We start from the raw sequence: 22,412 nt of genomic DNA, 5'->3' as shown, positions 1-22,412 counted from the left end.
ATCGACAAGTGAGGATGTTACCGAGACGGGCGCGTTTCGTCGGAAAGAATGTCAGCGCGCGGCTTCGTCGAGCATGTCTTCCTCGACGGGACCGTAAATTGCGTGCGATTGATGGTGCATGACGGCCCAATAGCGGTCGCCGAACGACCAATGCCACCATTCCGACGGGTAATTCGTGAAGCCGGCGCCCGTCAGTGCGGCGATCAGCACCTGGCGATTGCGGGCGGCCACGCGGCTGATGAACGGGTTGTGCGTGTAGCACGCGCCGGATGATTCCTGGTCGGTGGCGTTCATGACGCAGCCCATGTCGAGCTCGATGCCTTCCGCCGAGATCAGCGTCAGGTCGACGGCTGCACCCGTCGGATGGGCGGCGACTTCCGGCGGGGCGACGTAGTGGCTCGTGAGTGCGATCAGCGTGTCTTCGTCCGGCAGCGGATTCAGCGTGCGGCGCAGGTGAGAGAGGTGCTTGGAGAAGTAGTCGCGCTGCAGGGCCAGCGGACGATAGCCTTCCTTGACGTACAGGCGCAGGCCGTCGGGTAGCGCGTGCGCAGCGGCAATCAGCCGGTCCGCCACGCCACGACGGACTTTCAGGAAATTCGGGCTTCTGCTCTTGATGTCGCGGCGGCCGAGATCGACGGCGATATGGTCATGGAAGCCTGCGAGATCGACAAATTCTTCGGGCGACTCCAGCAGAGCAATCGACCGGACAACGGGATCGGAGAGCGAAATCACGATAGTGGACGAAATGGCGCGATGACGGTTGTGGGCCACGAGCCGGCGGAGAGACAGGCCGGTGTGGTTTTTGTCAGACGAATCGCCAATATGCCAGAGTCCGGCGGAGGATGTGTTGCGGTTTTCGCTGCGGGCCGTGCGTGCCTATCTGGGCGTCTCGATGGACGTGTCTGCGTGGACGCCTTCGTTTCGGGTGTCGCGTTGCGGCGCTTCCCGGGCGCTTTCCTCGATTGGATCGACGGGATCGTCGTAGCGCAAGAGCGAGCCGCGCAATACGTCCAGCGGCTGGATGGCGTTCCGTTGGCTACGCATCCGCCCACTTCCGCAACAGGTTGTGATAAATCCCCGTCAACGCAATGACCATCGGGTCCTTCGCGCCTTTCTCGCCGGACAGCGCCTGAATCTGCGTATCGAGCTGGAACAGCAGCGTGCGGTCGCCGTCGTCGCGCACCATGCTCTGGATCCAGAAGAACGACGCGACGCGCTCGCCGCGCGTGACGGGCGTGACGTGATGCAGGCTCGATGCCGGATACAGCACGAGGTCGCCGGCCGGCAGCTTCGCGCGATGCGTGCCGTACGTATCCTCGACACACAGCTCGCCGCCGTCGTACGCATCGGGCTCTTCGAGAAACAGCGTCGCCGACAGATCGCTGCGCACGCGGAAATCCGTGCCGCGCAGCAGCCGGATCGCGTTGTCGACGTGCGTGCCGAACGTCTCGCCGCCTTCGTAGCGATTGAACAGCGGCGGAAACACCTTGAGCGGCAGCGCCGCGGAAAAGAACAGGGGATGGCGTGCGAGTGCGTCCTGGATCGCGTCGCCGACCGCGCGCGCGGCCGGTGAACCTTCCGGCAGTTGCCGGTTGCGTTTCGCGAGCGCCGACTGCGTGCCGGACGTCGCATTGCCGTCGACCCATTCGGCTGCATCGAGCAGCTCGCGACATTGCGCGACCTGCGCTTTCGTCAGTACGCCGGGGATATGAAGCATCATGATGCGGATTCCATGCAGTGCGGCTGCGGCTGCGGTGGCAACTGCATCGCCGCCGCACGAAACGCGTCGATCGGCGACGACGCGAGATACGCGTACATCTTCGCGACGAACGCGGGGGTAGCCGTGGCCGGTACGCGAGCGAGCCAGGCGAGCGCTTCGTCGATGCGCCCGCGCTCGGCGAGCAGCCGCGCAAGGTTGAACTGGCCGCGGAAGTCGCCGGCCACGGCGGCGCGGCGATAGTGGTCGAACGCGGCGTCGGGGTCGACCGGGACGACCCAGCCATCCTCGTAGAAGCCACCGATCAGGTTGATCGATTTCGCATGGCCGAGCGCGGCCGCGCGCTGGAACCAGTCGAGCGCGTCGGCGCGGTTCTCGTCGACGCCGTTGCCGAGCGCGAGCGCCGTCGCGTAGTTGTACATGCCCCAGTCGAGCCCCGCTTGCGCGGCGAGCCGGTACCAGTACACGGCGACCGGTGCGCACGCGGCCGTGCCCCAGCCGAACTCGTAGCAGCGGCCGAGCATGTTCATCGCCATCGCGTGGCCGGCCCGCGCCGCGTGGCGGAACCAGTTGAACGCGGCCGCCGGATCGCGCGCGACGCCATGCCCGTCGAGCAGGTACTGCCCGTAGACGGCCTGCGCATCGACGATGCCGTTGTCGGCCGCCGCCGCGACCCACGCGGCGGCACGCTCGGGCGGCCCGGCCAGGATGTCGGCGAACTCGCGCGGCGATACCGACGCGAGTGCCTTCAGCGACACGGCCTCCATCGATCAGTAGCGCGCGTTCAGCGTGACGAACGCCGAGCGGCCCGGTGCGATCGACGCGTAGTGCGCCGGATACGCCTGGTCGAAGTAGGTGCGGTTGAACAGGTTGTTCACGTTCAGCTGCAGGTCGAGCTTCTTGTTGATCCGGTACTGCGCCATCGCATCGAAGCGCCAGTACGACGGCACCGCGTGCTGGTTCGCGGTATCGCCGAACACCTGCGACATGTAGAACGCGCCGCCGCCGACGGTGAACTTCGGCGTCACGTCGTAGTTCGACCACATCGTGAAGCTGTGCTTCGGCGTGTTCGGGAACTGGTTGCCGTTGCTCGCCGTGTCCTTGCCGTTGTCGCGCAGTTCGCTCTTCATGTACGTATAGCCGCCGAACAGTTGCCACTGCTTCGTGATCTGGCCCGCGACGCCGAGTTCGAGCCCCTGCACGCGCTTGTTGCCGACCATCGCGTACTGGTTGTTCGGCAGCGTCACGCGTGCGTTCGTCGTGTCGATCTGGAACAGCGCGGCGGTCAGCGCGAGCTTGTCGTTCAGCACGTTCCACTTCGTGCCGAGCTCGATGCTGCGGTTCTTTTCCGGCGACAGCTGATCGGCGTTCGAGCCGACGCCGCCACGGCCCGGCGTGAGCGACTGCGATTCGCTGCCTTCGCCGAGCAGCATGCCGGCCGGCGTCGACGACGTCGCGTACGACGCATAGATGCTGCCGTTCTGCGCCGGCTTGAACACGAGGCCGGCCTGCCAGTTCACGAGCGTGTCGTCACGCGTGGTGGTCTTGCCGCCGTTGGCCTTGGTGTCGGTGAAGCGGGTCGAGTAGTCGTCGATGCGCACGCCGCCGTTGACCTGCCAGCGCGGCGTGATCTCGATCGTGTCGAAGCCGTAGATCGATTTCGTCACGGTGCGGGCACGCGAGTAGTCGTTGTTGCGCGTGATCGAGCCGGCCCACGGGTCGTTGGGATTCGGCGACCACAGGCTCGTGCAGTTGTAGCCCGACGCCGCGCCGATGCCGTTCTGGCAGATCTTGCCGTTCGCGGTGGCGACGTTGTACGTGTCGCGCTTGCCCCATTCGCGCGACAGCTCGATGCCGGTAGTGAAGCTGTGCTTGAACGGGCCGGTGCGGAATTCGCCGAACAGCTCGGTCTGGTTCGCGATGCTGTTGATCGCGCTGTTGCGGGTGTTCGCACGCCGCCAGACCTTGCCGTTGACCACGTTGCCCTGGCTGTCGTCGGGCTGCGTCCAGATGTAGTCCTGGGTGGACTCCGTGTAGCGCGTGGTGTTGCGGATCGTCAGCGACGACGTGATGTCGTGCTCGATCTTGAGCGTGCTGATGTCCGACGTGGTCTTGCGGAAATCGCGGTTGATCAGCCCGTAGAAGTTGTGGCGGTCGACGGGCGCCGGGCCGTCGGTGGCGACGCCCTTCGGGAGGTTGAAGCCGTAGTAGTACGGGATGCCGCCGTCGGGCAGGTCGTCGGTGGACAGGTGGTAGTAGCTCGCGACGACGCGCGTCGACGTGCCGAGGCCGAACGCGATCGACGGCGCGACGCCCCAGCGCTCGTTGTTCACGGCGTCGCGACCGGCGACGTCGTTGTTGTGGCTCATCAGGTTCAGGCGGAACGCGGCGTGATCGGCGAACTGCCAGTTGCCGTCGGCCGTGAAGCGGCGATAGCGGTCGGTGCCGAGGCCCGCGCTCGCGGCGGCGGTGGTGCCGAGGTGCGGGGCCTTCGTGATCAGGTTGATGCTGCCGCCCGCGCCGCCGCGACCGCCGTACGCGCCGTCGGAACCCTTGGTGATCTCGATGCGCTCGGTGTTGAAGATCTCGCGCGTCGTGGCGCCCGTGTCGCGCATGCCGTCGACGAACATGCTGCCCTGCGTGTCGTAGCCGCGGATGAACGGACGATCGCCGAGCGGGTTGCCGCCTTCGCCGGCGCCGAACGTGATGCCGGGCACGGTGCGCAGCGCTTCCGTCAGCGTCGACGCGCCGCTGTTCTGGATCAGTTCCTGCGGGATCACGGTGACGGATTTCGGCGTATCGACGAGCGGTGCGGTGAATTTCGCGGAAGCGGAGAAGTCGGCCTTGTAGCTGTGCTCGGCCTTGCCCTGGATCTCGATCGGCGCGAGATGGCCTTCGGTGCTCGCCGGGGCGGGCGGCGGCGTGCCGTCCGCCGCGAATGCCGGACTCGCGGCGAGCACGCTGCACAGGGTGGTGAATTTGCCGAGCTTCAGCTCGTCGGAACGTGACTTCATGGTGCGCTTCGACCTCGCGGTGTGGCCCCGGGGCGGTGCGCTGCGAAAATGTGCATGCCGTCGGGAATTATTACGATTTGTTTTCAGGCGGCATTCTATGTAATTTTTAGTTAAATGAGAAGCGTTCTTGTTCGCGTTTGTTGGGAAATTGTTAACGAATGTGGCGGGGTGGTTGTGAGCACGGGATCGCGTGGTCCGAGGGGGTGATGGGCCTCGGTTCGCGCCTGGGGAAGTGGGGGGGCGTTGATGAGAAAACCGGGATTGGTTTGCAGTCGCTTGGTGACTATTGAGATAAGGGGTGCCGCAACCGTGGCACATTGGCAGATCTTCAACGCACGCCAAGGGGGCGTCTCTGAATCCCGACAATCGATTCGTTGTGTTTCAACTCGGCGCCATTTCTGCGGCCATTCTGATGGCCTTCATGCTCTCCGTGCTGGCGCAGAATTCGTTTGCCGGACCCACCGTACCGGTGATTCAGTTCGCGACGATCGGTGCAATTGCCGCCGCACTCGGCAGCTTGTGGATGTTCAGGGGCATGCGCAAGCCACTGGAGAATCCATTGGTTCACGCGTTGGGAAGTCTCGCCGCCGGGGCTGGAATCGGATTTTGGTTGATCTGGAGCGCTCTTCAGGCCCTGCCGCGATTGACTGCTACGGCAACCCAGACTTACCGAGTTGAGTACACGCGTACCGATGGCTGGAAGAACTGCAGGTTCGGTGTGGCGTTTGATGCCCCGTTTCTTCGAGAGCGCGTGAAGATCTGCGGAGTGCGTTGGGGACTTTCGCCAGACGCCCCCCGTGGCGTGTTGAACGTCGTGGCGCAGACCGGGCCATATGGGATGTACCTGCAGTCGGTTACCGATGCGAGCATGGAGGTCGATCCGGGCGGACGACCGATCCGCCGATGCTCGGCGAATCAAGGGTCGTCCTGTTGAGGGGATGAGTGGCGGCGTCCGAATCGCGCCACCACCTCGACGTCAATCCACCCCGTGAAACACCGCGTCCTCCGGCCCGAGATAGGCCGGCGGGCGCCACGTCGCGTCGCGCATCGAATGCTGGACGAGGTTCTCCACACCGAGCAGTACCGCGAAGATCGCCATCCGCACCGGAATGCCGTTGTCGGTCTGGCGGAAGATCGCGAGGCGCGGGTCGCGGTTCAGGTCGACCGACAGGTCGTTCGCGCCGGGCCGGCTGTCACGCGGCAGCGGGTGCATGATCAGCGTGTCGGGTTTGCATACCGAGTCGACGAGCGCCTGGTTGATCTGGAAATCCGGCGTGTAGCCTTCGAACGACTCGTCGGTGAAGCGCTCCTTCTGGATCCGCGTCGCGTAGACGACGTCCGCGCCGCGCAGCCCGGCTGCGAGGTCGGTCGTCTGCTCGATCACATGGCCGTTCGTCGCGATCTGGTCGACGATGTAAGCCGGCATCTCGAGCGTCGGCGGCGACACGAGTGTGAACTTCAGCCCGCGGTACAGTGCGAGCAGCTTGACGAGCGAGTGCACGGTGCGGCCGTACTTGAGGTCGCCGACCAGCGCGATGTGCGCGCCGTCGACGATCTTGCCGAGCCGCGAGAACTCGCGCTGGATCGTATAGAGATCGAGCAGCGCCTGGCTCGGGTGCTCGCCGGGGCCGTCGCCGCCGTTGATCACGGGCAGGTTGGTCGCGCGCGCGAACTCGGCCACCGAGCCTTTCTCCGGATGGCGGATCACGAGCGCATCGACGTAGCCGGCCATCACGCGGCTCGTGTCGTAGATCGATTCGCCCTTGGCCATCGACGAGAACGTGAAGCCTGTCGTGTCGCACACCGAACCGCCGAGCCGGCAGAAGGCGGCGCCGAACGACACGCGCGTACGCGTGCTGGCCTCGAAGAACAGGTTGCCGAGCACCGCGCCCTCCAGCACGCGCGAGATCTTGTGGCGGCGCGCGATCGGCTGCATCACGTCGGCCACGCGGAACAGCGCCTCGACCGAATCCCGCGAGAACTGGTCGACCGAGATCAATTGCGGTTTGCCTTCGAACAGGAACTGCTTCGAGAGCCCCTGCTTGTCTACGCTTTGCGTATAGTCTCCGCCATCCGGTGCCGAGCGCTCGACGATTTCCGACACGAAGCGCTCGACGATCTCGGGCATCCCGCGCGATTCCTGCGAATCGTCGGGCAACAGCCAGGTGTCCAGCGCGCGCCGGCTGACACCGATACGATTGGCGAACGCTTCGCGGGTCATGTTGAGGCGGCGCATCGCGTCGCGAAGGAAGGCTTGCTGGGGAACGGTCATCGGCGGCTCCTGACGGAAAATATACGCGGTGCGTATATTAGTTCGTGGCGCGTTGAAGTCAAGGAAAATCTGCGCGACCCGGCTGGGTGGCCCGTGGGGCCGGCGGCGGGTTCGTACTGGCGCGCGGCGGCCGTCTCCGTATAATCAGGTCAGGCCCCGTGCCCGGCATCTGGCCGGGTGCCACGCCGCACATGATTCGCCCGTCGGGCTTGATGATTCGAAGGAGAATGGGAATGACGCGTACGATTGCTGCAATGCTGCTGGTGGTGACCGCCGCGCTTGCCGGTTGCAACACGGTGGCCGGCATGGGGCAGGACATTTCGAAGGGCGGCCAGGCGATCAGCGATACGGCTGAAAAGGCCAAGTAAGCCGACTGGTTCAGGAATACAGAAAGCGCCGGGCCGTCCCGCAATCGCGGGGCGGCCCGGCGCTTTTTTTGCGTCTGATGTCCGATGCCAGTGGCGTCAGGCGTGCTCGACGAACGCGTAGCGGCCTTCGACCTTGCGCGGCGTGAACCCGCCGTAGTCGGGGAACATCCGGTTGCGGACGAACCAGACATAGCCCACCAGCAGGACCGTGACCACGAGGCTCGGCAGCGCGGTCGACGGACTGCGTCCGAGCTCGGCGATGGTCTTCGGCACCTGCACCAGCGACAACAGGATGAACGCGTGATAGGCGCCGACGCGATGCGTCGCGAAGCCCCAGATGAACAGCAGCGACAGCAGTACGTTCAGCGCGAGCAACAGCATGACGAGGCCATTGCCGAGCGCGCCCGAGACGCCGAGGTCGCCGCCGGATTGGGCGACGCCATAAGCGAACGTCAGGCCGTTCGCGAGCTGGACGACAGCGAGTGCGACCAGGATCCGGACGTGCACCTTGTTCTTGCGGCAGCGTTCGGGATCGGGGCGCGATGCAATCAGGCCGGCGAGCACTCGATCGTCGAGCCCTTGTCCGGACAGATCGGCCAGGACGTCGGCCTTCCTCGTTCCAGCGGACATCAGCACCGCGATTCTTGTTTTGGCTTCCTTCCTGTTCATTGCGCGGCGGCGTGTCGGTCGATGGTCGTCAAAGGTCCCGGTCACGCGAATATTGCATCTCGCCGGGTGCCACGCAACGGTTTTGCGGCGCGCGGACACATTCCTACAATCGCCTGCGGCGGCGCGGGAACTCGGCGGAGCGGCAGGGCCGAACGATCTCCCATGTTGAGATGACGCGACGAACGCCGATCAGTCGGTCGCGGTTGGCGCGGGGCGGGCTGGCCGTACCGGCTTCGGCTGCCGCGCATCGCGTGCCTGAGCGGGCGGTTCGCGCCGCCGCGTTGCGCCGACGACCATACCCGCGACGACGAGCGCGATGCCCGCGACCCGCGTGCCGTTGAGCGTTTCGCCGAACAGCGCGACTGCGAACAGCACGGCGGAGACCGGCGCGACCGCCGTGAACAGCGCGGCCTCGGTGCCGCTCGTGCGCGCCGAACCCGCATACCAGCACAGGTAGCCGAGCACGGTCGGCACCAATGCGTAGTAGGCGATCGCCGATACGGCGCCGACGGTCCAGCCGGTTGCTACCGCGTGCCATTCGAACGCGGCCGGCACGAGTGCGAGCACGAAGCCGAGGCCCGACATCGCGGTGGACAGCGCCAGCGGCGGCAAGGGTGCGGCAAGCCGCCGGTTGAGCAGGATGAAGACGGCTTCGCACGCGACGGCGGCCAGCACCAGCGCATCGCCGGCAAGCGTGCGGAGCGATGGCAGCGCCTGACCGGGTGCGAACGTGACGAACAGCACGCCGGCCGTTGCGAGCGCTGCGGCCAGCCAGTCGCGCGGCGTCTGCCGCTCGCGCAGGACGATGGCCGCGATCAGCGTCGACATCGCGGGCAGCGTGCCGAGCATCACGCCCGCATCGAGCGGCGACGACAGCTTCGTGCCGCAGATCAGCAGCACCGTGTAACCGACGCCGCCCGCCGCCGCCTGGATGACGAGCAGCACGGCGTCGCGCGTGGAGATGCGTGGCCAGCGCATGCGCTGCGCGCGCATCAGCGCGAACAGCAGCGGGGTCGCGATCAGGAAGCGCAGCGCCGTGGCCGCGAACGGCGGCAGGCCGCCTGCCGCGAGACGGCTCGCGATGACGGTGCTGCCGACGCCCGCCATCGCGGCGGCGAGATAGAGATAGCCAATCAGTCGTGTCTTCATGCGCCGCATCGTCGCGCACGGCGGCAGCGTGCGTCTTGAACGAAATTGCAGCGCACGCGGGCGGGTCGAATACGGCGCAGGGGATTTGGCACGCGTGTGCCACGGGCATCGGCTGCCGCTGCTGCGGTCATGTGTCACTGCGGTCGCCGGGGCAGTGCCTTCGGCGGCGGTTTGCTCGGTGGCCCCGCGCGGGAGGACGGCGGCGTCAAACGGCCTGCGTGAACCGGCCGGGCGTGATCCCGAACTGGCGCGCGAATGCACGCGTCAGGTGGCTCTGATCGGCAAAGCCGGCTTCGGCCGCGGCATCGGCGATCGGCAGGCCGCTGGCGAGCAGCGCGCGCGCCAGCCGTGCGCGCGACTGGATCAGGTACGCGTGCGGTGTGATGCCGAGTTCGCGGGCAAACCCGCGCAGCAGCTGGAAGCGGCTGACGCCGCTCAGGTCGGCCAGTTCGGCGAGCGAGACGGGGGCGGCCGGCGCCGCGTCGAGCCGCTCCCGGGCGATGCGGATCGCCGGTGCGACGCCCGCCGCCGGCAGCGTGCGGTTCGCGTGCCGGGCGAGCAGCCCGGCGACGAGCATCACGAGTGCCTCGTCACGGGCGAGGGGCTGGGATGCCCCCGCGACGATGCGTGCATGCAGCCGGCCGACGGCGGCCGTGAGCCGTGCGTCGCGCACCGCCGGGTGCGCCAGTTCGACGCCGCCGAGACCTTCTTCGGCCGCGACGCCCGCAACCAGCGCGGGCGCGAGGTAGAGCATCCGCCAGCGCCGGCCCGTGCCGGTCTCGATCGGCGAGCCGTCGTGCATCTCGCCCGGGTTGACCATGATCGCGTCGCCGGCCAGGGCGTCGACCTGCCCGCGGCCGCTCCACGACCGGTGTGCGCCGCTGACAATCACGCCGACCCCGAATTCGTCGTGTGCGTGGCGCGGAAACGCGCGATCGGATTCGAGGCTGATCGCCTCGATGCCTTCGCCGGTCCGTCGGTAATGGGTGACGCGGTGCATGTGCGCTCCTCGCGCCGGTCGCGGCGCGGATTTCGTGCACTTTAGCGCGTTCCGGCGCCGCGCGCCCTTCATCCTTTTGGCCGATACCGCGCGGCGCACGCAGCCCGCACCATGTGGATATGAGCAGCGTACACGGCCCGCCGGGCCTGAAGCTGCGCGGGAGACGGCAGGTGGAACGACAGGATCCGGTATTCATTCAGGTTGGCGCGCTCGCGGACGGCTTCGCGCCCGAAGCGAACATCCTCGCATCCGTCGATGCGCTCGCGGGGCGGACGCTCACGCTCGGCGACGCATCGGGCGTGTGGCGCGTCTATACGTTCGAGCCCGGCGGCGCGCTGCAGTGGCGCGATGCGGCGACCGGCGCGAGCGGCCGCGAGCCGTGCCGCGTGACGCGGCTGCGCGACGCGCTGTACTTCGTCGACTACCTCGATTCGGCCGCCCGTGCGACTTCGGTCAGTCTCGTGATCGATCTCGACAACGGCGTATGGACGTCGGTGGTCGGCACGCTGCCGACCGAAGCCGACACGCGCATCGACGCGTTCACGCGGGTTGCGCGCGGGCTGCCGCTGACGGCCGTCGAGGCCGGGTTCCGGCACGGTACGCTCGGCGGCCACACGCCGCCGGGGCCGTTGCACGGGCCCACGCGCGCGCTGATCGGCAAGCGTACGATGTACCGCTACAGCCCGACCGAATGCTACGAGCACATCTACCTGAACGAGAACTTCTACGCGTGGCAGTGCCTGCTGGGTGTCGAACGCGGGCTGGCCGATGTCGACCGCTGCCATTACTTCAGGATTGCAGACGAGCTGTATCTGTTCGTGTGGCGTGAAAAGGTGGTGCCGACGCTCGGTGTCGTGCTGATCGACCTCGCGCAGCGCAAGACCGACGGCAAGATCTTCGGCTACCAGGGAGGCGATTTCGGCACGCTGTCGAACTTCCCGATCGGCGCGCATGCGCAGGTGCTGAACGACACCGTGCACCCGCTCGACGGCGAGGCGCCGCGATGAGTGCCGCGCCGGGCAGCGGCCGCCTGCGGGCGGATTTCAGCGGGCGTGTCGTGCTCGTCACGGGCGCCGCGCAGGGGATCGGCGCAGCGATCGCGCGCCGTTTCGCGGAATCCGATGCGTTCGTCGCACTGGCCGACCTGAACGGCGAGGCCGCCGCCGCACAGGCCGACGCGCTCGCGAGCACGGGCGGCGAGGCGCGTGCCTATCGGGTGGATGCCGCCAGCCGCGACGAACTGGGCGCGCTGGTCGCGGCGGTCGAGCGTGACGGCGGCCGGCTCGACGTTGTCGTCCACAATGCCGCGTATTTTCCGCTGACGCCGTTCACGCAGATCGACGAGCCGACACTCGACCGGACGCTGTCGGTCAACCTGTCGGCGCTGTTCTGGCTCGCGCAGGCCGCGTTGCCGGCATTCGAGCGCGCGGGAGCGGGGCGGCTGCTCGTCACGTCGTCGGTGACGGGGCCGCGCGTCGTGTATCCGGGGCTCGCGCATTACGCGGCGTCGAAGGCCGGCGTGAACGGCTTCATTCGCGCGGCGGCGCTGGAACTCGCGCGTCGCAACGTGACGGTGAACGGCGTCGAGCCGGGCATGATCCGTACGCCGGCGGCCGGCAATCTCGGCGACGCGTCGGTCGCCGCGCAGATCGCGCGCGACATTCCGCTCGCACGGATGGGCGAGCCGGAAGACATCGCGAACGCGATGCTGTTTCTCGCATCGGCCGATGCCGCGTACATCACGGGGCAGACGATCGTCGTCGACGGCGGTGCGACCTTGCCGGAGAGCGGAGTGGTGCTGGGCGGCGAATGACGGTTGACCGCGTTACGCCCCGGTGGAGCGGGGGCGGCGGCCTGCTGTGCGTTTGCGCAGCAGGCTCTCCATGTTTCCCGCAGGTGGTTGCCGGGCGGCTTCTCCGTAATGCTGCATGCGGCGGCCGTTTAAGCGCGGCTTCGCGCCCCTTCGTTCCGTGCAATGCGGGACGTGCCGCCGACGTCTTGGCCGATGACGGCCAGTGACAACAGTCGACAAGCGATTAGCCGCTAGCACCCAGCACCACGCACCACTTGCCGCGCCCAATCCCGACTCGCTTGCATCGCGATCCGCGACGCCTGGCCCGCGTCCGAAACCCGGGCCGTCATACCGAGTGAATCGATCGCCAGGGTCCTTCCTGTCTGTCTGCCGGCCACTGGACGCCAATCTTACCGACCAGCCGTCCCGTCTCGCCGTCCCCCCCCATTGCCCGACAAAAAATCGCTGATTGGTGGCGAATCTGCCCGTGCCGGAACGAATCGCGCGGTAACGCCACCGGTTTCCACCTGCTCCGAGACGAATCATAGGATTCTTCCGACAACGTATTCGCACGAGCAACGCGATCATTTTGGAAAATGAAGAACTGGTTATTGGCTGAGCGATAAACCTGTCTTCATTCCGGATTATTTTTTCGGTTCTAGGAATATTCCGATTGTGTGCCGGGAATTTTTTCTGGATCATTACTGTGTGTAAAGAAAACGAAAAGCAATCCGAGGCCACCAACATGCATTTCATCGAATAAATCGAGTCCGCGAGCGGGGAAACGAATCGCGGATTAACGACAGCACAAGACATCATAAAGGGAAGGGCTCTGGCAGGCGCTGCGCGCGATGCCGGGCGGGCTTTGTCGTCCCTGAAAAATGCGAATGGAGCGATGTGCCGATATCGATCGGTATCGTTCCACTTCGCTGTCTCGTGTCGCCGGGATAATCCCTTTTCAATCGTTTGCACCGGCCCGAATGGCCGGAATTCCAATGGGTTAATCAATTGCGCGGCAATGGCGGGTAATTGCGCCGTAATTGTGCGTGTGCCGGAGGCCAGCATGGTCAAAGCGATTCGGAAGACGGTCTGGCTCGGGTTGATGCTGGTTCCGTTCGCCGGCATTCAGGCCGGGCAGGTCAACGGCACGGTGAACGTCAGCCTGCAGGTGCGCAGCGGTTGTCAGGTCGGCGGCGGGCCGATCGGCGCGGATTTCGGCGCGCTCGACTTCGGCACGCGCGGGCCCACGTGGGCCGAGCCCCTGACCACCGACACGCGCCCGTCCGGCGGCGGCCCGCTGCACGTCGTGTGCAGCCCCGATATCGGCGGTTTCCTGGTGTCGGTCGACGAGGGCCGGCACGGCCTGCAATCGACCCGCTATCTGGTGCGGCGCGATGCGGCGGGCCGGAGCGTCGCGCGCGTGCCCTACAACATCTATCGCGATCCGGCGCGCAGCGTCGCGTACGTCCCGCAGATACCCCAATCGTTTCGTGTCGACGAGCGGCGCGATGCCGTCGCGCTGCCGCTGTTCGGCGTCGTCGGCACACAGATGCAGTTCGTCCCGGCCGGGACTTATGAAGATTTGCTCGGGATCACCGTCAACTGGTGAGCCCGGGCGGATGCGTAGCAACTTCACCTCTCATTCGTCAAAGGAACACGCGTGAAAACTCAATGGAACACCCTGGCAGCGGTCGCTCTGGCGTCGGCATGCATGACCGCCGGCGCGCAAACGAGCCCGATTACCGGCTCCGTCAATTCGAAGCTCGTGCTGACGACCGGCTGCGCGATCGATGCCGGCTCGGGCTCGACCGGCAACTCGACCAACCTCGGCACGCTCGACTTCGGCACGCAGCCGTCGGGCTTTACCGGGGCACTGACGGCCCAAGCCGCGGGCGGCGGCAGCGCCGGCGCGACGCAGGTGACCTGTTCGCCGGACGTGACCGCGCTGCAGGTGACGATCGACGGCGGCCAGAACCTCGGCAAGGGCGTGGCGGTCGGCGCCGGCACGCGCGCGCTCGCGAGCGGCTCGAGCTACGTGCCTTACGAGGTGTATGCGGATTCCGCGCGCTCGGTCCAGTACGTCGCGGGCACCGTGCAGTCCGTCCCGGTGCCGGCGCCGGGTTCGGCGTTCAACCTGCCGATCTACGGCGCGATCAACAAGACGAGCCGCGGCGCACTATCTGCCGGCACCTACACGGACACGCTCAACGTCACGCTCGGCTGGTAAGCGCGCGGCCGGCGCCGCCACGTGGCGGCCCGTCGGCTGCGCTGCCGCGAACCCCTTCGACTCACTTGCCATCATGCGGATAGCTGAACCTCTGGTCTTCCTGATGGGCGCGCTTGCGTGCCCGATCGCCGGCCTCGCGGATACGGCGGTGCCGACCACCCGAACCTTCGCGGTCAGCGCGCAGATCGTGTCCGGCTGCGGCGTGGCCGGCGGCGGGTCGGGCACGGGGCTCGATTTCGGCACGCTCGATTTCGGCGCGTATCCCGCGGTCGCGACCGGGCAGGCCGTCGCGACGTCGGGCGGCAGCGCGCTGCAAATCGAGTGCTCGCCCGGCACGACGCTGAAGATGTCGGTAGACGGCGGCATGCATCCGACGGGCGGCAACACGCAGCGCAACCTCGCGAGCGCGGGCAATGCGCTGATCGCCTACCGGCTCTATGCGGACGCGAGCCGCACGACCGTGCTGGCGGTCGGGCAATCGGTGTCGATCCCGGCGTCCGGTGTCGTCAGCCTGCCGATCTACGGCGCACTGACGCTGCCGGGTGGTGCGACGCCGCCCGGCACCTATACCGACACCGCCCAGGTCACGCTGAGTTATTGATTCAATCAGGATTCCGACATGAATGATGCCGTTTCAGGACTTCGTCGCGGAGGCGCGCGGCGCAGGCGCACGAGGGTGCGCGCGGCCGTGGCGCTGGCCATGGCGGTCGCGGCCGGCGCGGCCCGCGCGGCTGCGTCCGTGATGATCTGGCCGATCGATCCCGTCATCGAGAGCGACCAGCGCGCAGCGGCGCTGTGGCTCGAGAACCGCGACATGAAGCCCGTCACGCTGCAGGTGCGCGTGCTCGGCTGGCGCGAGGCGGGCGGCGAGGACCTGTATGCGGAAGATCAGACGCGCGTCGCGGGCAGTCCGCCGATGACGACCGTGCCGCCGGGCAAGCGGCAACTGATTCGCCTGACGCGCTTGACCGACGTCGCGCCCGGCGCCGAGGACGCGTACCGCGTGTTGATCGACGAGATTCCGCAACCGGACGACGACACGGCACAAGCCGGCGGCCAGGCGTCGCTCGGCGTGAAGTTCCAGATGCACTACTCGATCCCGCTGTTCGTGTATGGGGCAGGGCTGCGCGCGAAGGCGCCTGCGGAGCCGTCGTCCGGCCAGGCTGGCGTCGGGCAGCCGCGGCTCGGCTGGCGCATCGAGCACGAGGGCGGCAAGCGCTGGCTCGCGATCGAGAACCGCGGCCCCGTGCACGCCCGGCTGACGCAGGTTGCGCTCGTCGCACAGGGCGAACGCAGCGACGTGGCGCGCGGGCTGCTCGGCTATGTGCTGCCCGGCGCGCGGATGCGCTGGGTGCTGCCGGACGCCGTGCGGGAGACGCCACAAGCGCGACTGGTCGCGACGGTCAATGGAGAGCACGACGTGGCCATCGAGCCGGAGCCCGCCGACATGAAGCGCTGACGCTTCGCATGCGCGCAGCGACGCGAGGTCGTCGCAGGGGATCGAGCAGGAACGGACGGGATATCACGGCAAACGGGGGCAGTCTTGGAGCGGTTCAATCGACAGGGACGCAGGCGGCCTCGCCTGCGCGGCGCCGCGTGGGCGATCGGCATCGCCGTTTCGGTGACCGGTGCGGCACGTGCGGACGACGCAATGAAACTCGCCGACAACTTCGGGCGCGTGTTGCCGTCCTCCGACCCGGCGCTGCGCAGCGGCACGCTGTATCTCGAACTCGTGGTCAACGCGCTGCCCACCGGGCAGGTCGTGCCGGTTCGCTATCAGGACGGCGCGTACTACGTGCGCGCCGGCGATCTCGCGAAGGTGTCGGTGCGAACCGACGCCGAGCCTGACCGGATGGTCGATCTCGCGAAGCTCGCTCAAGTCGAGGTCGAATACGAAAGCACGTCGCAGCAGCTCAGGCTCACGGTGCCGCCCGACTGGCTGCCGGCCCAGACGATCGGCACGCGGCGGCTGTACGACCGCACGCCCGCGGCGGCGGATTTCGGGCTGCTGTTCAACTACGACGTCTATACGAGCTCGCCGACGCTCGGCCGTAGCCAGACGTCCGCGTGGACCGAGCAGCGGCTGTTCGACCGCTGGGGCACGCTCGCGAACACGGGCGTCTATCGACGCACCTACGGTATCGGCGGCGCGCCCGGCGACAACCGTTACATGCGTTACGACACGATCTGGCGCTATGCCGACCAGGACCGGATGCTGAGCTTCACGGCCGGCGACCTCGTCACGGGGGCGCTGTCGTGGACGAGCGCGGTGCGGCTGGGCGGCGTGTCGGTTGCGCGGGATTTTCGTGTCCGGCCGGACATCGTTACCTACCCGCTGCCGCAGTTCGCGGGGCAGGCGGCGGTGCCGACCGCGGTCGACCTGTTCATCAATGGCAGCAAGGCGACGTCGGGGCAGGTCAACCCGGGCCCGTTCGCACTGAACGACGTGCCGTTCATCAACGGCGCGGGCGAGGCGACCGTCGTGACGACCGACGCGCTCGGCCGCCAGGTCGCGACCACGGTGCCGTTCTACGTCGCGAACACGTTGCTGCAGAAAGGGCTGTCCGACTATTCGCTGTCGGTCGGCGCAATGCGTCGCGACTACGGCATCCGCTCGTTCTCGTACGGCAAGTTCGCGATGTCCGGCACTGCGCGCTACGGGCTCACGGACTACCTGACGCTCGAAGGGCATGCGGAGACCGGCGAACGGCTCGCGCTCGGCGGGCTCGGCTTCGACGTCGCGGCCGGCCGCATGGGGGTGTTCAACTTCGCGGCGACGCAAAGCAGCCTCGCCGGCACGTCGGGTCAGCAATACGCATTCGGCTACAGCTACACGTCGCGCCGGTTCAGCGTCGCGTTGCAGCGCATCCAGCGCACCGACGGGTTTCGCGACCTGTCCGTGTACGACCAGGCGTCCGGCGTGACCTACCGGCTCGTGCGCAGCAGCACGCAGGCGACCGGCGCGCTGAATCTCGGCATGATCGGCGGCACGCTCGGGGCCGGCTATTTCGACGTACACGGCGGCGACGGATCGCATACGCGGATCGCGAACGTGTCGTACACGCGGCCGCTGTTCGGGCGCGCGACGCTCTACGCGTCGCTGAACAAGACCATCGGCAATCACGGCGTCGCCGCCCAGATGCAGCTGATCGTGCCGTTCGGTGGTGGCGGCACGGTGACGGCCGGCACCGCGCGCGACGAGCGCGACAACTGGACCGAGCGCGTGCAGTACAGCCGCTCGGTGCCGAGCGATGGCGGGCTGGGCTGGAACCTCGCGTATGCCGGCGGCGGTTCGCGTTACCAGCAGGCCGACCTGACGTGGCGCAATCGCTACTTCCAGGTGCAGGGCGGCGCATACGGCGGCGGCGCCGGCCAGGGCTACACGCGCTGGGCCGACGTGCAGGGCTCGTTCGTCGTGATGGGCGGCGCGGTGCTCGCGGCCGACCGCGTCGACGATGCGTTCGTGCTGATCGACACGCAGGGGCAGCCGGGCGTGCCCGTGCGCTACGAGAACCAGGTGGTCGGCAAGACCGACGGTGGCGGCCACTTGCTCGTGCCGTGGGCGCCTGCGTATTACGCGGCCAAGTACGAGATCGATCCGCTCGGCCTGCCGAGCAACGTGCGCGTCCCGACGGTCGAGCGGCGTGTTGCGGTGCGCCAGCGGGCGGGCGCGATCGTGCGGTTTCCGGTCGAGCGCATCGTGTCCGCCAGCATCACGCTCGTCGACGCGCAGGGTCGGCAGCTGCCGGTCGGCGCGCGCGCGACGCATCGCGAATCGGGGCAGACGGCGCTCGTCGGCTGGGGCGGCGAGACGTATTTCGAAGGACTGTCGGACATCAATCACGTGGACGTTGCGTTGCCGGGCGGCCGGACTTGCGAAGTGACGTTCCCGTCCGACGCCGGCGCGGACCGGATGCAGCGCATCGGGCCGCTGCGCTGCGGCAACTAGACGGAAGGGAAGGGAGGGGACGGATGAAACAGTTCGGCTGGATCTTGAAATGGGCGCTGACGGCCGCGATGGCGGCCGTGCTCGCGCCGTCGGCCGCGTATGCCGGATGCGCGGTGACACCGGCGAACGGTGCGTCGTTCGGCACGGTCACGTCGTTCGCGGCGCTAAACCAGGCGCAGTCGACCTCGACGACGAACAGCGGATTGACCTGCTCGGGCGCTCTGTTGTCGCTGCTGCAGGTCGGCGACCAGATCGACGCCACCATCACGTCGGCCAACGGCGGCCAGTTGACCGGCCCGACCGGCGATGCGATTCCGTACACGATCTTCGCGGATTCGGCTTATTCGGTCGTGCTGAACAGGGGGCAGCAATACAACTGGTTCAGCGGCGCGCTGCTCAACCTGCTCGGGATTTTCGGCGGGCCGGCCGCCTCGCTGCCGCTCTATTTCCGCACGAGCACCAACAGCAACGTCGCGGCGGGCGTCTATACCGACACGCTGACGATCAACTGGACCTGGAACTATTGCGCGGGGATCGGGATTCTCGGGATCTGCCTCGGCCGCGACCAGGGCAGCGGCGTGTCGACGTTCCAGGTCACGATGACCGTCACCAACGACTGCACGATCACCGCACCGGACGTGAGCTTTGGCGCTGCGCCGACCGTGTCGAGCTTCCAGCCCGTGTCCGGCTCGATTGCGCTGACCTGCACGAAGGGGATGATCTACACGGTCGGGCTGAGCCCCGGCAACAACGCGGCCGGCAACGGGCGCCGACAGATGGCGAGCGGTGCGAATCGTCTTCAGTACGACCTGTTTGCCGGCGGCGGCGCGACGGTCTGGGGGCAGGCGAGCAACCGCGTCGCCGGCAGCGGCCCGGCGGACGGAACGTCGGTGAATACGATGCCGTACGTGGCTAGAATCTACAACGACCAGGCCACGCCGCCCGTCGGCACCTACACCGACAGCGTGATCGTCGACGTCCGCTACTAGCGGGCGCGCGAAGGCATGCCTGGTTGGCGCCCCGAATGACGACAAGGATGAGGATGACCACGAGTGACGAACCACCGGGATGCCGGCGCGGTTCCGGGGGCGTGAAGTGACACCGAACGACCGCGCCGGTTCGGCGGCAGGGAGATGACCCGTGGTGCTATGGTCGGTGTTTGCCTCATGTGTCTGCAGCGCCGTCGCGGGGGTGGCGGTGTGGGCCTGCATGCGACGCGAGCGGCTGCGTCTCGAAGCGGCGCTGCGCGCATCGAACGATGCGCTGGCGTTGGCCGGGCACGAACTGCGCACGCCGCTCGCGGCGATGCTCGCGCTCGTCGACGTCGCGCATCGCGAGGCGCCCGCGCACGAGCGCCGCGGCCTGCTGGCGCTCGTGCATGAGACGGGGTTGCGGCTCATGCGTCTGCTGGACGACATCCTCGTGCATGCGCGCGCTGACGCGGGCCGGCTGCCGATCGCACCGTCGGCGGTCGATCCGCGCGCGCTGCTCGACGACGTGTCAGCGTTGTTCTCGGCGCGCGCGGCCGCGAAAGGGCTGCGCCTGCAGGTGCAGGTGGCCGGCGCCGTGCCCGCGTGGGTGACGACGGACGGCGAGCGCGTGCGTCAGATCCTGTCGAACCTGGTCGGCAATGCGATTGCGTTTACCGCGCATGGCGCGGTGGGGTTGCGTGCGGACGTGGTAGCGCAGGCACGCGATGGCGTCGTGCTGGAGATCGTCGTCGAGGATACCGGGCCCGGTATTCCGGATGCGCTGAAACCGGGCCTGTTCACGCCATTCGTCACGCATGCCGGTGCCGGGCGCGATGGTGGTGCCGGCAGCGGGCTCGGCCTGGCCATTTCGCGCAAGCTCGCGCGGGCGCTCGGCGGCGACCTGCGGCTGCTCGATACCCATCGCGTTGGCGCGGCGTTTGCGTTGACGCTGCGTTGCCCGGTGGCGGCGCCAGCACGCGCGAATGCGACCACGTCTGACTCCGGCGCTGCCGTTGCCGCTGCCGATTCACCGCACGATAGCGAGGACACCGAGGCGCCCTCGCGGCCGTTGTGCGTGCTGATCGTCGACGATCGCGAGGTCAACCGCATCGCGCTCGCGCATCAACTGGCCCGCCTCGGGCATCGTGCGATCGAGTGTCACGACGGGCGCACAGCGCTCGATCTGCTGGAGACGGGCGCGATGCCGATCGACGTCGTGCTGACCGACTGCCGGATGCCGGGAATGGACGGGTTCGCGCTGGCGGCCGCGTTGCGCGATCACCGCGATGCGCGGCTCGCGCGCATGCCGGTCATCGGCCTGACGGCCGACGCCGATGCCGATGCCGACGCCGACGCCGACGCGTCCGGCTGGGCCGGCGCCGGCATGGTTGCGTGCCTGCGCAGGCCGGTCACGCCCGGCGATCTGCGCGACGTGCTCGATGCGCTCGATGCACTCGACACGCGCGTATCGCACGATGCCGGCGACGCGCGCGGCTTCGACGCCGCGGCGCTCGATTACGCGACGCTGTTCGATGCGTTCGGCGTAGCGGGGGACGGCGGCGCTGACACCCGAAACGTGCTCGCCGCGTGCCGCACGTCGCTCGATGCCGACTGCGCGGTGCTGTCGCGCGCGCTGCGTGCGGGGGATCGGCAAGCGCTGCAGGCATGGAGTCATGCGGCGCGCGGCACCTACGCGCTGTTCGGGCAGCGTCACATCGACTGCCTGCTCGACCGCTTTCACGCGGCCCTCATGTCCGGCTCGGCGGCGGCGATCGGCAACGCCGGAGCAGAAGTATTGAAGATGACGGATCATCTGCTGACGCACGTCGGCGAACGGGCACGCGCAGCGGGCGCCTGACGGCATTGAGTTGATGGCGAGAGACGAAGGAGGGCGAAAGTGAGTATCAGGGTTGTGATAGCGGATGACCATCCGCTGATGTTGTACGGCATTCGTCATGCGTTGGCATCCGAGACGAGTATCAGCGTGGTCGGCGAGGCCCTCGAGCCCGGCGCGCTGCTGAGCTGCATCGCGCGCACGCACTGCGATGTCGTGGTGACCGATTTCGCGATGCCGGGGCGCGCGCACGCGGATGGACTGCTGATGCTCGAGGCGATCCGCGAAGCGTTTCCGCTGGTGCGCGTGGTCGTGCTGACGATGCTCGACAATCCGGCGCTGATGCAGAACATCTGCAATACGGGCGTGCTGACCGTGCTCAACAAGCGCGGCGTGGCGGCCGACCTGGCGCGCGCGATCGTCGCCGCGTATGCGGGGCGCCCGTTCCTGCCGGCCGTGCGGCCGATGCCGACGGCCGTGAACGACGACGTCTATGCGCTGAGCCCGCGTGAGATCGAAGTCGTGCGGATGTGTGCGAGCGGGATGACGATGACCGATATCGCGCATTACTACGGCCGCAGCATCAAGACGATCAGCACGCAGAAGCACAACGCGATGAAGAAGCTCGGCATCCGCAGCGACGCCGAGCTGTTTCTGTACGTGTCGGGAAACGGGCTGGCCTGAGCGGGCCGGCTGTCCATCCCGTGCCTCGATCCCGCACGATCGGGATCGCTTGCCCTCCAGCCTGGATCGACGGCGGAGGGATTTTTTTTGCGCGTCGCGCCATGGCGAGGTGGGCGCCGGTAACGGTTGGCCCGGATCACTGCTGGCCGTTCGGCCATGCACTCGGGTCGACTGTCGAGCGTCAGCGACGCCCTTATGGCGTCCTTCAGCACACGGGTTCGATGACCGTCGCGGGCATCTTCGCGCGCGTCAGTCCGGCATCCCGTTGTGGTCCCCGAGCGGCCGGTCGGGCCAGTCCACCCAGCGGTCCGCGCGGGTAAGCTCATACGCGTGGTTCATCGGGTAGCGGATGCGGTTGTCGTCGCGCGGACGTTCACCGATCACCATCAGCCGGACTTCGTCCTGCGTGTTGTTGATCTGAATGCGCGTCAAACCTCGTCCTTCAGGGCGGGGAAGGATAGCGCGGACGCCGTAGGCGTCCTTTCGGGCGGCTAGTGGGGCGTTTTCTGTTGGTCGATGTATTTGCGAACGATTTCGACAGGCGCTCCACCACAACTTCCGGCAAAGTAAGACAGAGACTCCAGCGCGCCGCCCCACAACTTTTTACGAATGCTCGAGTAGCACTTGAAAGACGTAATAGCGACCACGTCGAATGGCTTGACTCGCTCTTGTGGGCCAGACATACAATCGTCCGATGCGACGACTCCAGGCCTTCAAGTTCGAACTGATGCCGAACGGCGAGCAGCAGCGCGATATGCGCCGCTTC

21 protein-coding genes and 2 pseudogenes are annotated in these 22,412 nt (G+C 67.4%); 13 read left to right on the top strand and 10 right to left on the bottom strand.

The features are described 5' to 3' along the window. Window positions 1-51 precede the first annotated feature (51 nt). The 4 genes from G3N61_RS27250 to G3N61_RS27235 form a co-directional block, all read right to left on the bottom strand. Window positions 52-732: a M15 family metallopeptidase gene (locus G3N61_RS27250; protein WP_346778591.1), complete on the bottom strand. Its 681-nt coding sequence runs from the start codon at window positions 730-732 to the stop codon at window positions 52-54. Window positions 733-1,036: 304 nt separating this feature from the next. After that, on the bottom strand, window positions 1,037-1,720 hold the full coding sequence (locus G3N61_RS27245) for a Fe2+-dependent dioxygenase (RefSeq protein ID WP_175025694.1): 684 nt from the start codon (window positions 1,718-1,720) through the stop codon (window positions 1,037-1,039). Next, window positions 1,717-2,484, bottom strand: coding sequence for a tetratricopeptide repeat protein (locus tag G3N61_RS27240; RefSeq protein WP_205824040.1), 768 nt, complete (start codon window positions 2,482-2,484; stop codon window positions 1,717-1,719). Before G3N61_RS27240 ends, G3N61_RS27245 begins: the two co-directional genes overlap by 4 nt. 3 nt (window positions 2,485-2,487) lie before the next feature. Then, window positions 2,488-4,731: a TonB-dependent siderophore receptor gene (locus G3N61_RS27235; protein ID WP_089452293.1), complete on the bottom strand. Its 2,244-nt coding sequence runs from the start codon at window positions 4,729-4,731 to the stop codon at window positions 2,488-2,490. A 376-nt stretch (window positions 4,732-5,107) separates the two neighbouring features. Between G3N61_RS27235 and G3N61_RS27230 the strand changes: the two genes are divergently transcribed. Further along, complete coding sequence (locus tag G3N61_RS27230; protein ID WP_089452295.1) at window positions 5,108-5,665, top strand: hypothetical protein; 558 nt, start codon at window positions 5,108-5,110, stop codon at window positions 5,663-5,665. 42 nt (window positions 5,666-5,707) lie between these two features. Here G3N61_RS27230 and G3N61_RS27225 read toward each other — a convergent pair whose 3' ends face one another. Then, complete coding sequence (locus tag G3N61_RS27225; RefSeq protein WP_043179892.1) at window positions 5,708-7,003, bottom strand: aspartate carbamoyltransferase; 1,296 nt, start codon at window positions 7,001-7,003, stop codon at window positions 5,708-5,710. A gap of 233 nt (window positions 7,004-7,236) precedes the next feature. Here G3N61_RS27225 and G3N61_RS27220 point away from each other — a divergent pair, with 233 nt between their 5' ends. Further along, entirely contained in the window at window positions 7,237-7,371 is a 135-nt protein-coding gene (locus tag G3N61_RS27220; RefSeq protein ID WP_009688930.1) for an entericidin A/B family lipoprotein, read from the top strand. Window positions 7,372-7,467: 96 nt separating this feature from the next. Here G3N61_RS27220 and G3N61_RS27215 read toward each other — a convergent pair whose 3' ends face one another. The 3 genes from G3N61_RS27215 to G3N61_RS27205 form a co-directional block, all read right to left on the bottom strand. Beyond that, on the bottom strand, window positions 7,468-8,040 hold the full coding sequence (locus G3N61_RS27215) for a permease (RefSeq protein ID WP_089452296.1): 573 nt from the start codon (window positions 8,038-8,040) through the stop codon (window positions 7,468-7,470). 189 nt (window positions 8,041-8,229) lie between these two features. After that, window positions 8,230-9,189 carry a DMT family transporter gene (locus tag G3N61_RS27210; RefSeq protein ID WP_205824039.1) on the bottom strand — a complete coding sequence of 320 codons (960 nt, stop codon included), beginning with the start codon at window positions 9,187-9,189 and terminating at the stop codon, window positions 8,230-8,232. Window positions 9,190-9,394: 205 nt separating this feature from the next. Then, window positions 9,395-10,189 (bottom strand): AraC family transcriptional regulator, encoded by a 795-nt coding sequence (locus tag G3N61_RS27205; protein ID WP_205824038.1) that lies wholly within the window; start codon window positions 10,187-10,189, stop codon window positions 9,395-9,397. A gap of 170 nt (window positions 10,190-10,359) precedes the next feature. Between G3N61_RS27205 and G3N61_RS27200 the strand changes: the two genes are divergently transcribed. The 10 genes from G3N61_RS27200 (at window position 10,360) to G3N61_RS40325 (ending at window position 21,646) form a co-directional block, all read left to right on the top strand. Next, window positions 10,360-11,196 (top strand): molybdenum cofactor biosynthesis F family protein, encoded by an 837-nt coding sequence (locus tag G3N61_RS27200; RefSeq protein ID WP_205824037.1) that lies wholly within the window; start codon window positions 10,360-10,362, stop codon window positions 11,194-11,196. Beyond that, window positions 11,193-12,002, top strand: coding sequence for an SDR family oxidoreductase (locus G3N61_RS27195; RefSeq protein WP_205824036.1), 810 nt, complete (start codon window positions 11,193-11,195; stop codon window positions 12,000-12,002). The genes G3N61_RS27200 and G3N61_RS27195 overlap by 4 nt, the downstream gene beginning before the upstream one ends. Window positions 12,003-13,044: 1,042 nt before the next feature. After that, window positions 13,045-13,590: a spore coat U domain-containing protein gene (locus tag G3N61_RS27190; protein ID WP_089452298.1), complete on the top strand. Its 546-nt coding sequence runs from the start codon at window positions 13,045-13,047 to the stop codon at window positions 13,588-13,590. 51 nt (window positions 13,591-13,641) lie between these two features. Then, complete coding sequence (locus G3N61_RS27185; RefSeq protein ID WP_043179881.1) at window positions 13,642-14,208, top strand: spore coat protein U domain-containing protein; 567 nt, start codon at window positions 13,642-13,644, stop codon at window positions 14,206-14,208. A gap of 91 nt (window positions 14,209-14,299) precedes the next feature. Continuing rightward, the gene (locus G3N61_RS27180; protein ID WP_080741517.1) at window positions 14,300-14,809 is read left to right on the top strand and encodes a spore coat U domain-containing protein; all 510 of its coding nucleotides are present in this window, start codon (window positions 14,300-14,302) and stop codon (window positions 14,807-14,809) included. 99 nt (window positions 14,810-14,908) lie between these two features. Then, window positions 14,909-15,667: a molecular chaperone gene (locus G3N61_RS27175; RefSeq protein ID WP_241017933.1), complete on the top strand. Its 759-nt coding sequence runs from the start codon at window positions 14,909-14,911 to the stop codon at window positions 15,665-15,667. A gap of 192 nt (window positions 15,668-15,859) precedes the next feature. After that, on the top strand, window positions 15,860-18,157 hold the full coding sequence (locus G3N61_RS27170; protein WP_205824034.1) for a fimbria/pilus outer membrane usher protein: 2,298 nt from the start codon (window positions 15,860-15,862) through the stop codon (window positions 18,155-18,157). Between the two features lie 23 nt (window positions 18,158-18,180). Beyond that, on the top strand, window positions 18,181-19,146 hold the full coding sequence (locus G3N61_RS27165; RefSeq protein WP_043179873.1) for a spore coat U domain-containing protein: 966 nt from the start codon (window positions 18,181-18,183) through the stop codon (window positions 19,144-19,146). Between the two features lie 220 nt (window positions 19,147-19,366). After that, window positions 19,367-20,986, top strand: a complete 1,620-nt coding sequence (locus tag G3N61_RS27160) for an ATP-binding protein (RefSeq protein ID WP_205824033.1) — start codon at window positions 19,367-19,369, stop codon at window positions 20,984-20,986. 39 nt (window positions 20,987-21,025) lie between these two features. Then, window positions 21,026-21,646: a response regulator gene (locus G3N61_RS40325; RefSeq protein ID WP_043179870.1), complete on the top strand. Its 621-nt coding sequence runs from the start codon at window positions 21,026-21,028 to the stop codon at window positions 21,644-21,646. A gap of 249 nt (window positions 21,647-21,895) precedes the next feature. Here G3N61_RS40325 and G3N61_RS27150 read toward each other — a convergent pair. Both G3N61_RS27150 and G3N61_RS27145 read right to left on the bottom strand, forming a co-directional pair. Further along, window positions 21,896-22,063, bottom strand: a pseudogene (locus G3N61_RS27150) (cupin); the annotation flags it as partial. A 74-nt stretch (window positions 22,064-22,137) separates the two neighbouring features. Beyond that, window positions 22,138-22,257: pseudogene (locus G3N61_RS27145) on the bottom strand (transposase); the annotation flags it as partial. An 83-nt stretch (window positions 22,258-22,340) separates the two neighbouring features. On the opposite strand from G3N61_RS27145, the gene G3N61_RS27140 reads away from it, so the two are divergent. Beyond that, a partial coding sequence (locus tag G3N61_RS27140; RefSeq protein WP_205821988.1) for a helix-turn-helix domain-containing protein occupies window positions 22,341-22,412 on the top strand: 72 nt, incomplete at its 3' end.

Source organism: Burkholderia sp. Ac-20349 (genome assembly GCF_017104865.1).
Taxonomy (GTDB): domain Bacteria; phylum Pseudomonadota; class Gammaproteobacteria; order Burkholderiales; family Burkholderiaceae; genus Burkholderia; species Burkholderia aenigmatica.
The sequence above is the reverse complement of the archived record's forward strand: the minus strand, read 5'-3'. Positions and strand labels throughout refer to the sequence as shown.